The sequence below is a fragment of the Streptosporangium sp. NBC_01469 genome (assembly GCF_036227305.1).
Classification (GTDB): Bacteria; Actinomycetota; Actinomycetes; order Streptosporangiales; family Streptosporangiaceae; genus Streptosporangium.
The window spans coordinates 9,029,559-9,043,090 of sequence record NZ_CP109465.1; the positions used below are offsets into that span (position 1 = coordinate 9,029,559).

Sequence of the window (13,532 nt, forward strand, 5' to 3'; positions counted from 1 at the left end):
GGACTAAGCCGCGCGCCCGGCGCGACCTGCGCCCTCGACAGGCCAGAGCCGGTCGACCTCGGCGTTGAGCGTGGCGCCGATGAGCACGGCCAGCGCGGTGATGTAGAGCCACAGCAGCACGGCGATGGGCGCGGCGAGCGAGCCGTAGATGGAGACCGGCGAGAACCAGGCGGCGAGGACCGCGCGCAGCACGGCGGCGCAGACGATCCAGATGACGAGCGCGAGCAACGCCCCCGGCAGCTCGCGCCACCAGCGCGTGCGTACGGGCACGCTCACGTGGTAGAGCAGGGTGAGGAAGATCACCGAACCGATGATCACCACCGGCCAGTAGAGGATGTCGACCAGCACGGTGTAGTCGGCCGGCAGGGCCCCGCGCAGCGCGCCCGGACCGAGGACGAGCACCGGCATCACCACCAGCCCGATCAGCAGGCCCGCGAGATAGAACCCGAAGGACATCAGGCGGGTGCGGATGATGCCGCGCTCCTCGCCGAGGCCGTAGGAGACCGAGATCAGGTCGACGTAGACGAACAGCGCCCGCGAGCCCGACCAGAGCGCGAGCAGGAAGCCCAGGGAGATCAGCGAGACCTGGTTCTCGGGCTTCAGCACGTCCTGGAGAAGGGGGGTGACTACGGTGTCCACGGCGCTGTCGGTGAACAGCAGGTGAGCCTGCTGGTCGATCCAGACGCTGACGTTCTTGACCGTCTCGGGGCCGAACACCCAGGTCAGCTGGCCGAGCACGCCGATCAGGCCGAGCATGAACGGCGGCAGCGACAGCAGCGCGAAGAAGGCCGCCTCGCCCGCCAGGCCGGTGACGCGGTAGGTGACGCCCGCGTTCGTGGTGGCGACGATCAGGGTCCACGCGTCGGTGCCGCGGATCCACGAGAGCAGCGCCCGCAGCCTGGCCCAGACGTCCGTATCGCGGATCCACGAGAGACCGGCGCGCAACCGCACCCCGGGCCCGCGCGGAGGGCGCCGCTCGGGCCCGGGCCGATGGGCCGGAGCATCAGTGGACGTCATGCCACACAACGGTATTCCTAGCCGCGCTTGATCACGAGTCGGGCGGGCAACGATCGAATCTCACCCAGCTACCCGGACCACCTGCGGCAAAACCTACCTGCGGTAGAACGCCTCGGCGTCATCGGCGTCGACGATGCGCGCGCCCAGCGGCAGCAGGGAGATCGGGATCAGCTTGAGGTTGGCCAGGCCCAGCGGGATGCCGATGATCGACAGGAAGAGCGGAATCGAGGTCAGCAGGTGCCCGATCGCCAGCCAGATCCCGGCCACGACGAACCAGATCACGTTGCCGATGGTCGACAGCGCGCCCGCCTCGGGGTCGCGCACCACCGTCCGTCCGAAGGGCCACAGCGCGTAGGCGGCGATCCGGAACGACGCGATGCCGAACGGGATCGTGATGATCAGGACACAGCACACGATTCCCGCGAGGACATAGCCGATCGCCAGCCAGATTCCCGCGAAGACCAGCCAGATGACGTTCAACAGCGTCCGCATATTTACGAGCATGTCAGGCCAGATAAGGCCGGTTCCATCCGGCGTCCCCCTGGAACACCCCTGATCCGGACCCCGGCCCGAGCGGGGCCCACCCCTTACCCCGGCCCGAGCGGGACCCGTTCCCTGCCCGGCCGTCTCCGGCCCGAGCGGGGCAGGTCCCCTACCCCTGCCCGAGCGGAGCCCGTTCCCTGCCCGGCGGTCCGGCGAAGGCCTGGGCGATCGCGGTCCACGTCCGGGCGGTCTCGCCGCGCACCAGCAGGGACGTGTCGGCGAGGTGGCGGCGCCGGACCACCAGGAGACAGAAGTCGAGCATGGTGCCGCGGACCACGTCGGCGGCGTCCGGGGGTCCGGCCTCCCACGGCGACCCGCCGGGCATGGTCAGCTCCACCCGCACCGGGCGCGCCGGCGGCTCCAGGCCGCGCACCGCGAAGCCGTAGGGCATGGCGCGCACCCCGAGCGTCGCCACGTGCCTGAGCCTGGCGGTCGGCACGCGCGCGACGCCGAGCGCGTCCGCCACGTCCTGCCCGTGGGCCCAGGTCTCCATCAGGCGCGCGGTGACGAAGGACGCGGCCGACATCTCCGGCCCGTACCAGGGCAGCCTGGCACCGGCGTCCAGCCGGGCGAAGGCCTCCAGGGCGCGGGTCCTCGCCTCGCGGAACCACTCGTGGAGCTGGGCGGCGGTCAGCCCCCGCGAGGCGGCGGCGAGCTCGTCCACGGCGGAGTCCCCGCGGGCGAGGAACGCGGGCAGGGCGGCGCGGAACGCCCCGGGGTCGGCGGCGGAGACGGTGGCGGCGTCGTCGAACCAGGCGAGGTGGCCGACCTGGTCCCGTACCGCCCAGCCCTCGGCCGGGGTGGACAGTTCCCACTCGTCCGGGCCGAGCCCTCCGATCATGGCGTCGAACTCGGCCGTCTCGGCGCGCAGGTCCGCCAGCAGCTCGTCCATCAGGCTCATGGCGCCTCCCTGTCGCAGCCCAGACAAGGGTAACCGAGTAATATTCTAGAAGGAACAGCGCAGAATGGACCCATGATTTGCGAGGAGTGCAAGGAGCGGCGGCACGAGAAGTGCCGGGGAGGCTCGTGGTGCGACTGCCAGCATCAGCCCGCCCCCGAGCCCCGGGAGTCGGCACTGGACTGGCCCCGCCAGGGCTGACCGAAATCCCGCCGCCCCGGCCTCTCCGGCGTCCCGGCGCGGGCCCGGATACCACGTCCGCGTCCAGATGGTGGACCCGGCATTGGACATCCACGAAGCCCGAGGTATCGTCGTAGACATGCCAGCGGACCCATTGCTCGTCGTGCGACGCCACGTCGACCTTCTGCGTGTCCGCAGTGCCATCTGTTGTGACGTCCGTTAACCGTCGCCCCCTGCTGATTTCACCCAGCTCGGCCGCGTAACAGGCGTCCTCTTCTGAGTAATCGACCCCCGCACTCGACGATGAGGCGGGAGGTGCCCCCTGTGCGCGTCCGGAAATCATTCCATCGAGCCACAATAAGGACGCGCACATGACGACCCCTGCCCGGTCGGCGAACCGCCATCACAAGCGCCCGCGCGGCGAAGGTCAGTGGGCTCTCGGTTACCGTGAGCCACTGAACAAGAACGAGGAGAACAAGAAGAACGACGACGGGCTCAACGTCCGTCAGCGGATCATCGACGTCTACTCCAAGCGCGGCTTCGACTCCATCGACCCCGCCGACCTGCGCGGCCGGATGCGCTGGTTCGGGCTCTACACCCAGCGCAAGCCCGGGATCGACGGCGGCAAGACCGCGATCCTGGAGCCGGAGGAGCTCGACGACCGCTACTTCATGCTCCGCGTCAGGATCGACGGCGGCCGGCTCAACCTGGCCCAGCTGCGCGTCATCGCCGACATCTCCAACCTCTACGGCCGGGGCACCGCCGACGTCACCGACCGGCAGAACATCCAGCTGCACTGGATCGAGATCGAGGCCGTTCCCGACATCTGGGAGCGCCTGGAGTCGGTGGGCCTGTCCACCACCGAGGCCTGTGGCGACACCCCGCGCGTCATCCTGGGCTGCCCGCTGGCCGGGATCGACACCGACGAGGTCCTCGACGGCTCCGCGCAGATCCAGGAGATCTACGACACCTACATCGGCGACCCGGCCTTCTCCAACCTGCCGCGCAAGTTCAAGTCCGCGGTGAGCGGGTGCCCGGCGCACTGCACCGTGCACGAGATCAACGACGTGGCGTTCGTGGGCGTCGTGAACGAGAACGGCGAGCGCGGCTTCGACCTGTGGGTGGGCGGCGGCCTGTCCACCAACCCGATGCTGGGCAAGCGGCTGGGCGTCTTCCTCACCCCCGACCAGGTCGCCCCCGCCTACGGCGGCGTGATCGGCGTCTTCCGCGACTACGGCTACCGTCGCCTGCGCCACCGGGCCAGGATCAAGTTCCTGATCAACGACTGGGGTCCCGAGAAGTTCCGCGACGTCCTGGAGAAGGAATACCTGGGCTACACCCTGCCCGACGGCCCCGCGCCCGAGCAGCCGCGCGGCGGCCGCAGGGACCACGTGGGCGTCTTCCCGCAGAAGGACGGCAACTTCTACGTCGGCTTCGCCCCGAAGGTCGGCCGCCTCGACGGCGACAAGCTGCACCTGATCGCCGACATCGCCGAGCGGCACGGCTCCGACCGGGTGCACACCACGGTCGAGCAGAAGATGGTCATCCTCGACGTGGCGCCCGACAGGGTCGACAGCCTCGTCGCCGAGCTGGAGGCGGCCGACCTGCGGGTCAAGCCCTCCACCTTCCGCCGCCAGACCATGGCGTGCACCGGGATCGAGTTCTGCAAGCTGGCCATCGTCGAGACCAAGGTCACCGCGGCCAACCTGATCGACGAGCTGGAGCAGCGGCTGCCCGACTTCAAGAGCCCGCTGACCATCAACGTCAACGGCTGCCCCAACTCCTGCGCCCGCATCCAGGTCGCCGACATCGGCCTCAAGGGCCAGCTCGTCGTCAACGACAAGGGCGAGCAGGTCGAGGGCTTCCAGATCCACCTGGGCGGCTCGCTGGGCGTCAACCCCGGCTTCGGCCGCAAGGTCCGCGGCCTGAAGGCCACCTCCGAGGAGCTTCCCGACTACGTGGAGCGCGTGCTCCGCAACTTCGAGAAGCTGAAGAACGAGGACGAGACCTTCTCCGACTGGGTGCAGCGCGCCGACGACGCGGACCTGAAGTGAACGGCCGGTACACCGGTCCTTCGCACACGGGCCGGACGAGCGGGACGAGGAGGGGCGGATGAGCGAGCGAGCCGTTCCCTTCCACTGCCCGTACTGCGGCGAGGAAGACCTGGAGCCCTACGAGGGCGACGGCGGCTGGTACTGCCGGTCGTGCGTGCGCGCCTTCAAGCTGAAGTTTCTCGGAATCGGGGTGCGCTCGTGACGCGCGGCGAATCCGACGCGGCGAACGAAACGGCCGCGGCGACCGGCGAGGTCACCGCGGCCCGAACGGCCCGCACGGTGAATTCCGGCACGACGACGAGCGCAGATGTCCGCGAGGCACGACCTGCCCGCGCGGCGAATCAGGATTGGGTGAACGAGCGATGACACTGGTGGACATCGAAGTCGGATTACGTCAGCAGCGGGGGACGCTCGACCTTCAGGAGATCGTCGAGTCGGCCGCGCGCTTCCTTGAGGACGCCTCGGCCCTTGAGATCATCCGCTGGGCGGCGGCGACCTTCGGCGACCGGCTCTGCCTGACCGCCTCCATGAGCGACGCCCTGCTGATCGACCTGGTCAGCAGGGTCAAGCCCGGCGTGGACGTGCTTTTCATCGACACCGGATACCACTTCGCCGAGACGATCGGCACCCGTGACGCCGTCCAGCAGGTCTACGACGTGAACGTGATCGACGTGAAGCCGTCCCGCACGGTGGCCGAGCAGGAGCGCGACCTCGGCCCGCGCCTGTTCGGCCGCAACCCCGACCTGTGCTGCTACCTGCGCAAGGTCGAGCCGCTCAACCGTGCCCTCGAGCCGTACCTCGCCTGGGTCTCCGGCATCCGCCGCGACGAGGCCGTCACCCGCGCCGGCGTCAAGGTCGTCGAGTGGGACGCCAAGCGCCAGATGGTCAAGATCAACCCGATCGCCCGGTGGACGCAGGAGGACGTCGACAACTACATGGCCGACAACGGGGTGCTGATCAACCCGCTGCACTACGACAACTACCCCTCGATCGGCTGCGCCCCCTGCACCCGCCAGGTCGCCCCGGGAGAGGACCCGCGCAGCGGTCGCTGGGCGGGCATGGGCAAGACCGAGTGCGGGCTCCATATATGACGTGGCGTTCCCCCGGTACCGCCCCCGGGACACCGCTGGTCGCCGTGGCGCACGGGTCCCGTGACCCGCGCGCCGCCGCGACGGTGGAGGACCTGCTCGACCTGGTACGCGACGCGCGGCCCGAGCTCCTCGTACGCACCGCCTATCTCGACCACGCCTCCCCGACGCTTCCCATGGCGCTGTCGGGGCTGGCCGAGGCGGCGGTGCTGCCGCTGCTGCTCACCGAGGCCTACCACAGCCGGGTCGACATCCCCGGCGCGCTGGCCGAGGCGACGGCCCGCAGGCCCCTGCTGCGCGTGCACGCGGGCGCCACGCTGGGCCCGCACCCGCTGCTGGTCACCGCGCTGGAGCGGCGCCTGGCCGAGGCGGGCGTGCGGCCCGGCGAGCCCGGCACCGCCGTGGTGCTGGTCTCGGCCGGTTCCAGCGACCCGCGGGCCAACGCGACGGTCGCCGGGATCGCCGGGGACTGGGCGAGGCTGCGCGGCTGGCGGTCGGTGACCGCCGCCTACGCCTCGGCCGCCGGCCCCACCCCCGAGGAGGCCGTGCTGCGCCTGCGGCGCTCGGGAGCCTCCCGGATCGTGGTCGCCCCCTACCTGCTCGCCCCCGGCCACTTCGCCGACAGGATCCGCCGCGAGACCCTGGCCGCGGGCGCCGACGCCGTCGCCGACGTGCTGGGCGCCGCCCCCGAGGTCGCGGCGGTGCTGCTCGAACGCTACGAGCGGGCCGCGCACCGGTGGGAGGCTCTGGCCACCGCCTGAACCCTCGTGGGCACGGAGCCGCCCAGGGCGTTCAGGGGCGGTTCAGGGGGTCGAGGGGCGTGGCCACATCGTTGACCGCGCAGTCCAGCTCGACCACCTTCCCGGTGTGCCGGTCCACCTGGCGCAGGCCGTCCCGGCAGGGCGGAGGGAGCATCTGCCGCACGGTCACCGACCAGTCGAGGGGGAACGATTCGGCTTTGGCGAGCCGCTCCTCCCAGCCGTCGAAGAGATCGTCCACGTTCAGGAGGAGCTCGTCGATATCCCTGCCGCCCGCGTCGAGCTCACCGGGCAGTATGGCCGCGAACACCGTCTCCTTCCCCTTCCCGCTCGCCGGGATGCTCCACTCCGACATGAACATGTCCATCTGGTATCCCCTGGGACCGGCTCCGCAGAACCGCTTCTGCGGAGCCTCTCCGTCGATCCAGACGATCACCCGCCGCATCGGCCCCGAGCAGGAGACGCCCACCGCGTACGAGCCGCTCACCGGCCCGAACCTGAGCTCCTCGCGTGTCCCGCCCGCGTCGTAGTCACGGCCCGCGATCTTGCTCCCGGCAAATGGGGCTCCCTGGGGTTGCGACGTGATCGGCATGGTGGGGGATGGCCTGGCCATCACGCCGGTCCAGACGTCCAGGTCGTCGGTGACGCCGCCCGCGGGCGTGTTGAGGGCCACCGCGACGGTGAGGGCCGCCGCGACCGCGCCGCCCACCGTCCAGCGGCGGCGGCGCCTGATCGCGCGGACGCGCCGATGGACACCGGCGATGGCCACGCCCCTGCTGTGGCCTTCGTCCTCGTCCCCGTTCAGGATCTCGCGCAACTCGGATTCGGTGATCGTCATCTCAGCTCCCCATGGTGATCGCGGCGACGGCCGCCGAATCGACGCGCAGCTTGCGCAGTGCCCGGCTGGCCTGGCTGCGTACGGTCGCCACCGAGCAGTCGAGGATCTCGGCGATCTGCTGGTCGGGCAGGTCCGCGAAATAGCGCAGGACGATCACGGCCCGCTGCCTGCCGGGAAGCCCGGACAGGGCCTGCCGGACCGCCTCCCGCGTGGCCACCGCGTCCATCGCGTCGCCGTCCGGCGCCTCGGGGAGGACCTCGCTCGGCACCTCTCCGCGCCACCTGCGCCGCCACCAGGTGGCGTGGGTGTTGACCAGGATGCGGTAGACGTACGGGTCCGGATCGTCGCCCACCCTCCGCCAGGCGAGCCACGCCTTGGCCAGGGCCGTCTGCAACAGGTCCTCCGCCGTGCCCCAGTCGCGACACAGCAGGTAGGCGGCCCGTAACAGTCGGGCCGAGCGCTGCTCCACGTAGTGCTCGAAGTCAGCCCGATCGCGCATCGGGGGATCCTCACTGTTCGGTGTATGTCACCGATCACTACGCCCCGGAGATCCCGGAATGTTGCACGTGCCCGGAAGCTCACCCGCCGGGGGGCGGGAGGTGGAAGGCGCCCACCGCGCGGGCAGCGGCGCGTCGCCGGAGCGGGGCGGGGCTGGGTGGGAGGGGGATGAGGCGGAGCGACCGCGCGTCCGGGGCTGTGAAGAGAACGGCCCTCGGTAGCGGGGCGGGAGCCGGGAGGGGATGAGGCCGGGGCGACCGCGCGGCCTGCTCAGCGGGGAACAGCCCTCCCTCAGTGGCGGGGGGAGCCGAGAGGGAGACGGGGTGACCGCGACCGGCTCAGGTGATGAACGACAGCGGGCGCGGGTGTGCGGCGTGCCGGTGTCCGGGGGCGACGGCCGACCGTCAGTAGCGGGGTGGCTGGGGCGGCTGAGGAGGGTGGGGAGGCTGGGGCGGCGCCGGGGGCCACGGGTGCGGGTGCTCCTGGTGGGAGGGGTGGATCCGGTGGGGACCCGGCCCGGCCTGGTAGTGGCCGTACTCGCCGGTGAGCTCGCCGCGCAGCTCGTCCCACTGCTTCCGCCAGGCGGCGATGGCCTTCTTGAGGGGCTTGGTCCTGGAGTCCCCGACCACCTTGACGTCTCCCATGAGGACGTAGGCGGTGACCCGGACGAGCGGCGCGTTCGTGCCCGGCGGCGCCTCGATGACCTGGACCTTCTTGTCCCCCATGACGGCGATGCCGTCGAGTTCGACTTCCACCCCGTCCGGAACGATGATCTTCACGTTCCCCATGACCGCGGTGGCCATGATGTCGACCACTCCCCCGGTGCGGACCTCGGCCTGGCGCAGGTCCAGCAGGACGTCGCCCATCACGGCGACGGCGCCGAGCGGCTTGTCGATCCGCCAGCTGCCGCGTCGCTTGGAGCTGCTCATCACCGCCACGAACCAGCGCCGCACCTGGCCGCCCGGCGCCGCCGGGGGTGGGGAGTAGGCGGGTGCGGGCACCGGGCGACCGCCGGGCAGGTCGAAGGTGACCACCGCCAGCTCGGCCTGGGTGATCGCGGTGTAGGCCGCCTCGGTGCGCTCGGTCAGCTCCCCGAGGGTCAGACGGCCCTCGACGGAGGCGACCCGCAACCACTCGACGGCGGCTTCCCGCTCTGCGTCCGAGACCCGCATTTCCCCGGGATCATTCATAACTCACAACATATCGCGAGTTGTTCGAATAGAGGATCCCTCAGAGGGAGGAAGCCTGATAAACAAATCGGATGACGCCTCCTCGCCGGGGCACGGGGCCGCGTACGGCCGAGCCGGGGAGGCACGCCATATGATCCGGAGGCATGTACCAAGAACTCCTGGACGCGGTGGCGGCCAACGACGCCGAGCGGGCCGAGCGGCTGCTACAGAGCGGCACGAGCGCCGACCCCGACGGCGCGGAAGAGCCCACCGCCCTTTACCTGGCATCGACCCGGGGCCGCGTGACCGTCGTGCGCGCGCTGCTGGCCCACGGAGCCGACCCCAACCGGATCAGCGGCGGCGAGGACGAGGGCCTGCCCCTGTCCGCGGCCTCCGCCTGGGACCGCGTCGAGGCCCTGGAGGCGCTGCTGGCCGCCGGTGCCGACGTGTCCGGGCGGGAGGCCGGCGGGTGGACCGCACTGCTCTGGGCCGCCGCCAACGGGCGGGCGGGCGCGGTCCACACGCTGCTCGCCGCAGGGGCGAACGCCGAGGACGCCAACGAGAGCGGCGACACCGCGCTCACCCTGGCCACCCGGCGCGGCGCCCTGGGCGTCGTGCAGGCGCTGCTGCAGGAGGGCGTCGAGGCCGGCCGGCCCGACGGTGACGGCGACACGCCGCTGTCCATCGCCTACGACTGGCTGGGCACCCAGCTGGAGAGCGCGCTCCTGGAGCAGCTCACCGAGCAGGCCCCCGAGGACTCGCAGTTCGTCGTGGGCCGCAGCAGGGCGAAGGACGGCACCGACCTGGTGACCGTCGCGGCGGTGGGCCCCGACGGGACCCGCGTGGCCGAGCTCACCTGCCAGCGCGGGCACGCGGCCGTCGCCACCCTGCTGGAGGACGCCACGGGCGAGCGGCTGCCCTTCGACGACCTGGTCGAGCGGGCGATGCCGTACCGGGACGTCGACGAGGAAGCCGAGACCTGGTGGACCGTGGTGAGCTCGCTGAGCAAACGCGGCGACGGTGAGACCTTCGACGCGGCGGCGCGGCTGTGCGCGAACGAGGATCCGCGCAAGCGCGAGTTCGCCGTCGACGTGATCGCCCAGTTCGGTTTCACCGAGGACGAGAAGCCGTACCTGGAGGAGGCGCTGCCGATCCTGCGCCGGATGGCGGCCACCGAGGGCGACGAGCGGGTGCTGCGCTCGGTGCTCGGCGCGCTCGGCCACCACGCCGACCCGCGCGCCCTGCCCGAGGTGCTGGAGATCATCACCGCCGACGGCTGGACCCGCACCCAGGCCGACCCCGCCGCGCTCGCCGCCGTCCTGCCCCCGGGCCACGCCGAGGGGCTCGCGCTGCTCATCTCCATGACCGAGGACCCCGACGCGGAGGTGCGCGACTGGGCCACCATGGGCCTGGCGGGCCTGGCGGAGAACCCGGAGGACGGCGAGCGGATCCGCGACGCGCTGGCCGCCAGGCTCGACGACGAGGACCTGAACACGGTCGCCGAGGCCACCCGCGGCCTGGCCACCCGGGGCGACGCGCGGGCCCAGCGGGGCGCCGACCGCGTGCTCGCCGAGAGCGACGAGGACGACGACTACATCCGCGATCTGGTCAAGAACCCGTGATCTGCGGGGCCGGGCACCCCGCCCGGCCGTCCGCTTCTCGTCCCGGCCCCCGCCCCCGCCCCCGCCCCCGCTCCCGCCTCGGCGTCGTCGAGGCGAGTGCGGGCCGGCTCGGCGTCGTCGAGGCCGACGCGGATCGCTCAGCGCGGTCGAGAGCTCGGATCGCTCGGCGCGGTCGAGAGCTCGGATCGCTCGGCGTCGTCGAGGACGACGCGGGCCTCTCGGCGCGGTCGAGGCTGGACCGCCGTACGCGTACCTGACCGGCCGGTGCCGGACGCGTACGGCGGGGTGAACTTCCGGAGGCCGATGTCCACCTGTGGACGAAAATCGGATATAGCACCTAATAAAGGGCAGCACCCCTCCGGGGGATGTTGAGATAGGCGCAGAAACCGGCGACGAGCCGGATGAGTTACCGGAGGCCGCACGTGACCCATGATGTCTTCAACCAGGCTCACCCGCTCACCGGGCACGACGTGTCCGCCGACGCCGCCCTGATGGACGGCGTGGAGCGCGAGGGTGCGGGCTGGGCCACCGGGGAACTTCACCGGCTCGGCCTCCTCGCCGGTTCCGAGCAGGCCCAGGACTGGGGACGGCTGGCGAACGAGCACCCGCCCGTCCTGCGTACCCATGACCGGTACGGGCGGCGGATCGACGAGGTGGAGTTCCACCCCGCCTGGCACGAGTTGATGGCCGTCGCCGTCGACAACGGCATGCACGCCACCCCGTGGTCGAGCGCCAGGCCGGGCGCGCACGTGGCCCGCGCCGCCAAGTTCTATGTCTGGAGCCAGGTCGAGGCCGGGCACGGCTGCCCGATCTCGATGACCTACGCCTCGATCGCCGCGCTGCGTCACAGCCCGGCGCTCGCCGCCGACTGGGAGCCCCTGCTGGCCTCCCGGAGCTACGACTTCGGGCTGCGCCCGCCGCTCGGCAAGCGCGGCGTGCTCGCCGGGATGGCGATGACCGAGAAGCAGGGCGGCTCCGACGTGCGCGCGGGCACCACCCGCGCCGAACCGCTGGGCGACGGGAGCTACGCCCTGACCGGCCACAAGTGGTTCAACTCCGCCCCGATGTGCGACGTGTTCCTGGTCCTCGCCCAGGCCCCCGGCGGGCTGTCGTGCTTCCTGCTCCCCCGCGTCCTTCCCGATGGCACCCGCAACGCGGTCCACCTGATGCGGCTGAAGGACAAGCTGGGCAACAAGTCCAACGCCAGCGCCGAGGTGGAGTACCACGGCGCGACGGCCTGGCTGGTGGGCGAGGAGGGCCGGGGAGTGCGGACCATCCTGGAGATGGTCAACATGACCCGGCTGGACTGCGTGATCGGCTCCGCGGCCGGCATGCGGCACGGCGTCACGCAGGCCGTCCACCACGCCCGGCACCGCGGCGCGTTCGGCAGGAAGCTGGCCGACCAGCCGCTGATGCGCAACGTCCTGGCCGACCTCGCCCTGGAGTCGGAGGCCGCGACCGTCCTGATGACGCGGCTGGCCGGGGCCACCGACCGGGCCATCGCCGGTGACCAGGCCGAGGCCGCGCTGCGCCGTACCGCGCTGGCCGTGAGCAAGTACTGGGTCTGCAAGCGCGCGCCGGTCCACGCGGCGGAGGCGCTGGAGTGCCTGGGAGGAAACGGCTACGTCGAGGAGTCGCAGATGCCCCGCCTGTTCCGCGAATCACCGCTGAACGGCATCTGGGAGGGGTCGGGGAACGTCGCGGCGCTGGACGTGCTGCGCGCCCTGGGCCGCGAGCCCGAGGCGCGGGAGGCGTTCTTCGCCGAGGTAGCGCTCGCCTCCGGAGCCGACCGGCACCTGGACGCCGCCACCGACCGCCTGCGCAAGTCCCTGGACGACACCACCGACTTCGAGGTCCGCGCCCGGCGCGTCGCCGAGGACATGGCGCTGGTGCTGCAGGGCTCCCTGCTCGTGCGGCTGGCTCCCGCGGCCGTGGCCGACGCCTTCTGTGTCTCCCGCCTGGCCGGCGACGCGGGCCGCGCCTTCGGCACCCTGCCCGCCGGCCTGGATCTGGACGTCCTCGTCGACCGCGCCTCCTTCTGACGTGCGGCTTCCGTCTTCCGACGTGCGGTTTCCGTGGCGCGCCCGGGGTAACGGGCGCTCCGGGACACGGCCGGGTGACGGCGCCGAGTAGGGTCGGTCATGGCCAACGGTTCATGATCGAAAGGACAATCGCCATGGCGACGACACGTACCGCGACGACTCAGTGGAAGGGCGCGCTGCTCGACGGTTCGGGCAGCGTCTCCCTCGACTCCTCCGGGGTGGGCACGTTCGACGTGTCCTGGCCCTCGCGCGCCGAGCAGGCCAACGGCAAGACCTCCCCGGAGGAGCTCATCGCGGCCGCCCACTCCTCGTGCTTCTCGATGGCCCTCTCCCACGGGCTGGCCCAGGCCGGCACCCCGCCCCAGACCGTGGAGACGAAGGCCGACGTGACCTTCCAGCCGGGTGAGGGCATCACCGGGATCGTCATCTCGGTCCGCGCCCAGGTTCCCGGCCTGACGGCCGAGCAGTTCCAGGAGGCGGCCGAGACCGCCAAGGCCAACTGCCCGGTGAGCAAGGCCCTCTCGGGCACGACGATCAGCCTCAACGCCGAGCTGCTGAGCTGATCGCGGCCGTACGCGCACGATCGGGCTGACCGGGATCGACCCGCTCCGCCGGGCACCCGCCCGGGTGGGCGGTCGCCTCGAACCGGTCACCCTGGGTGGCCGGCGGCGGCCCGGTCACGACATCTTCGCGGCCACGCGTGTCCCGCCGGGCACGCGTGGTCACGTGGCGTGTACGGAAACGGTAGGTACGGAAAGCACGCCATACCCCGGATACGAAACTCCTCACTACCACCTTAAAGTGACAGGGGCGAGAACACCCTGC

15 protein-coding genes are annotated in these 13,532 nt (G+C 71.6%); 9 read left to right on the forward strand and 6 right to left on the reverse strand.

All coding sequences use genetic code 11. The features are described 5' to 3' along the window. Positions 1-3: 3 nt before the first annotated feature. From OG587_RS39290 to OG587_RS39300, 3 genes are all read right to left on the reverse strand, one after another. Positions 4-1,017: a YihY/virulence factor BrkB family protein gene (locus OG587_RS39290; RefSeq protein ID WP_329083905.1), complete on the reverse strand. Its 1,014-nt coding sequence runs from the start codon at positions 1,015-1,017 to the stop codon at positions 4-6. A gap of 93 nt (positions 1,018-1,110) precedes the next feature. After that, the gene (locus tag OG587_RS39295) at positions 1,111-1,509 is read right to left on the reverse strand and encodes a YccF domain-containing protein (RefSeq protein ID WP_329083906.1); all 399 of its coding nucleotides are present in this window, start codon (positions 1,507-1,509) and stop codon (positions 1,111-1,113) included. Between the two features lie 160 nt (positions 1,510-1,669). Further along, positions 1,670-2,461: a TIGR03084 family metal-binding protein gene (locus tag OG587_RS39300; protein ID WP_329083907.1), complete on the reverse strand. Its 792-nt coding sequence runs from the start codon at positions 2,459-2,461 to the stop codon at positions 1,670-1,672. Positions 2,462-2,533: 72 nt separating this feature from the next. Between OG587_RS39300 and OG587_RS39305 the strand changes: the two genes are divergently transcribed. From OG587_RS39305 to OG587_RS39330, 6 genes are all read left to right on the forward strand, one after another. Beyond that, on the forward strand, positions 2,534-2,659 hold the full coding sequence (locus tag OG587_RS39305; RefSeq protein WP_329083908.1) for a hypothetical protein: 126 nt from the start codon (positions 2,534-2,536) through the stop codon (positions 2,657-2,659). A gap of 350 nt (positions 2,660-3,009) precedes the next feature. Then, complete coding sequence (locus tag OG587_RS39310; RefSeq protein WP_329083910.1) at positions 3,010-4,692, forward strand: nitrite/sulfite reductase; 1,683 nt, start codon at positions 3,010-3,012, stop codon at positions 4,690-4,692. A gap of 58 nt (positions 4,693-4,750) precedes the next feature. Beyond that, on the forward strand, positions 4,751-4,894 hold the full coding sequence (locus OG587_RS39315) for a hypothetical protein (protein WP_012893136.1): 144 nt from the start codon (positions 4,751-4,753) through the stop codon (positions 4,892-4,894). Beyond that, on the forward strand, positions 4,891-5,058 hold the full coding sequence (locus tag OG587_RS39320) for a hypothetical protein (RefSeq protein WP_329083911.1): 168 nt from the start codon (positions 4,891-4,893) through the stop codon (positions 5,056-5,058). The genes OG587_RS39315 and OG587_RS39320 overlap by 4 nt, the downstream gene beginning before the upstream one ends. Beyond that, the gene (locus OG587_RS39325) at positions 5,055-5,783 is read left to right on the forward strand and encodes a phosphoadenylyl-sulfate reductase (RefSeq protein WP_329083912.1); all 729 of its coding nucleotides are present in this window, start codon (positions 5,055-5,057) and stop codon (positions 5,781-5,783) included. The genes OG587_RS39320 and OG587_RS39325 overlap by 4 nt, the downstream gene beginning before the upstream one ends. Further along, complete coding sequence (locus OG587_RS39330; RefSeq protein ID WP_329083913.1) at positions 5,780-6,541, forward strand: sirohydrochlorin chelatase; 762 nt, start codon at positions 5,780-5,782, stop codon at positions 6,539-6,541. Before OG587_RS39325 ends, OG587_RS39330 begins: the two co-directional genes overlap by 4 nt. A gap of 31 nt (positions 6,542-6,572) precedes the next feature. Here OG587_RS39330 and OG587_RS39335 read toward each other — a convergent pair whose 3' ends face one another. From OG587_RS39335 to OG587_RS39345, 3 genes are all read right to left on the reverse strand, one after another. After that, positions 6,573-7,376: a hypothetical protein gene (locus tag OG587_RS39335; RefSeq protein WP_329083914.1), complete on the reverse strand. Its 804-nt coding sequence runs from the start codon at positions 7,374-7,376 to the stop codon at positions 6,573-6,575. 1 nt (position 7,377) lies between these two features. Further along, positions 7,378-7,875 (reverse strand): SigE family RNA polymerase sigma factor, encoded by a 498-nt coding sequence (locus OG587_RS39340; protein ID WP_329083915.1) that lies wholly within the window; start codon positions 7,873-7,875, stop codon positions 7,378-7,380. 403 nt (positions 7,876-8,278) lie between these two features. After that, the gene (locus OG587_RS39345; RefSeq protein WP_329083916.1) at positions 8,279-9,064 is read right to left on the reverse strand and encodes a DUF1707 SHOCT-like domain-containing protein; all 786 of its coding nucleotides are present in this window, start codon (positions 9,062-9,064) and stop codon (positions 8,279-8,281) included. 143 nt (positions 9,065-9,207) lie between these two features. Between OG587_RS39345 and OG587_RS39350 the strand changes: the two genes are divergently transcribed. From OG587_RS39350 to OG587_RS39360, 3 genes are all read left to right on the forward strand, one after another. Beyond that, the gene (locus OG587_RS39350; protein ID WP_329083917.1) at positions 9,208-10,665 is read left to right on the forward strand and encodes an ankyrin repeat domain-containing protein; all 1,458 of its coding nucleotides are present in this window, start codon (positions 9,208-9,210) and stop codon (positions 10,663-10,665) included. A 401-nt stretch (positions 10,666-11,066) separates the two neighbouring features. Continuing rightward, a complete protein-coding gene (locus OG587_RS39355; RefSeq protein WP_443075327.1) occupies positions 11,067-12,707 on the forward strand; it encodes an isovaleryl-CoA dehydrogenase in 1,641 nt (546 codons plus the stop codon). Positions 12,708-12,841: 134 nt separating this feature from the next. Continuing rightward, positions 12,842-13,270, forward strand: coding sequence for an OsmC family protein (locus tag OG587_RS39360; protein ID WP_329083919.1), 429 nt, complete (start codon positions 12,842-12,844; stop codon positions 13,268-13,270). The last annotated feature ends 262 nt before the right edge of the window (positions 13,271-13,532 follow it).

Excerpts from the sequence above, each read along its gene's own strand:
- OG587_RS39290 (WP_329083905.1), bottom strand. The coding sequence starts at position 1,017 with ATGACGTCCACTGATGCTCCGGCCCATCGGCCCGGGCCCGAGCGGCGC.
- OG587_RS39295 (WP_329083906.1), bottom strand. The coding sequence starts at position 1,509 with ATGCGGACGCTGTTGAACGTCATCTGGCTGGTCTTCGCGGGAATCTGG.
- OG587_RS39300 (WP_329083907.1), bottom strand. The coding sequence starts at position 2,461 with ATGAGCCTGATGGACGAGCTGCTGGCGGACCTGCGCGCCGAGACGGCC.
- OG587_RS39305 (WP_329083908.1), top strand. The coding sequence starts at position 2,534 with ATGATTTGCGAGGAGTGCAAGGAGCGGCGGCACGAGAAGTGCCGGGGA.
- OG587_RS39310 (WP_329083910.1), top strand. The coding sequence starts at position 3,010 with ATGACGACCCCTGCCCGGTCGGCGAACCGCCATCACAAGCGCCCGCGC.
- OG587_RS39315 (WP_012893136.1), top strand. The coding sequence starts at position 4,751 with ATGAGCGAGCGAGCCGTTCCCTTCCACTGCCCGTACTGCGGCGAGGAA.
- OG587_RS39325 (WP_329083912.1), top strand. The coding sequence starts at position 5,055 with ATGACACTGGTGGACATCGAAGTCGGATTACGTCAGCAGCGGGGGACG.
- OG587_RS39330 (WP_329083913.1), top strand. The coding sequence starts at position 5,780 with ATGACGTGGCGTTCCCCCGGTACCGCCCCCGGGACACCGCTGGTCGCC.
- OG587_RS39335 (WP_329083914.1), bottom strand. The coding sequence starts at position 7,376 with ATGACGATCACCGAATCCGAGTTGCGCGAGATCCTGAACGGGGACGAG.
- OG587_RS39340 (WP_329083915.1), bottom strand. The coding sequence starts at position 7,875 with ATGCGCGATCGGGCTGACTTCGAGCACTACGTGGAGCAGCGCTCGGCC.
- OG587_RS39345 (WP_329083916.1), bottom strand. The coding sequence starts at position 9,064 with ATGAATGATCCCGGGGAAATGCGGGTCTCGGACGCAGAGCGGGAAGCC.
- OG587_RS39350 (WP_329083917.1), top strand. The coding sequence starts at position 9,208 with ATGTACCAAGAACTCCTGGACGCGGTGGCGGCCAACGACGCCGAGCGG.
- OG587_RS39355 (WP_443075327.1), top strand. The coding sequence starts at position 11,067 with ATGAGTTACCGGAGGCCGCACGTGACCCATGATGTCTTCAACCAGGCT.
- OG587_RS39360 (WP_329083919.1), top strand. The coding sequence starts at position 12,842 with ATGGCGACGACACGTACCGCGACGACTCAGTGGAAGGGCGCGCTGCTC.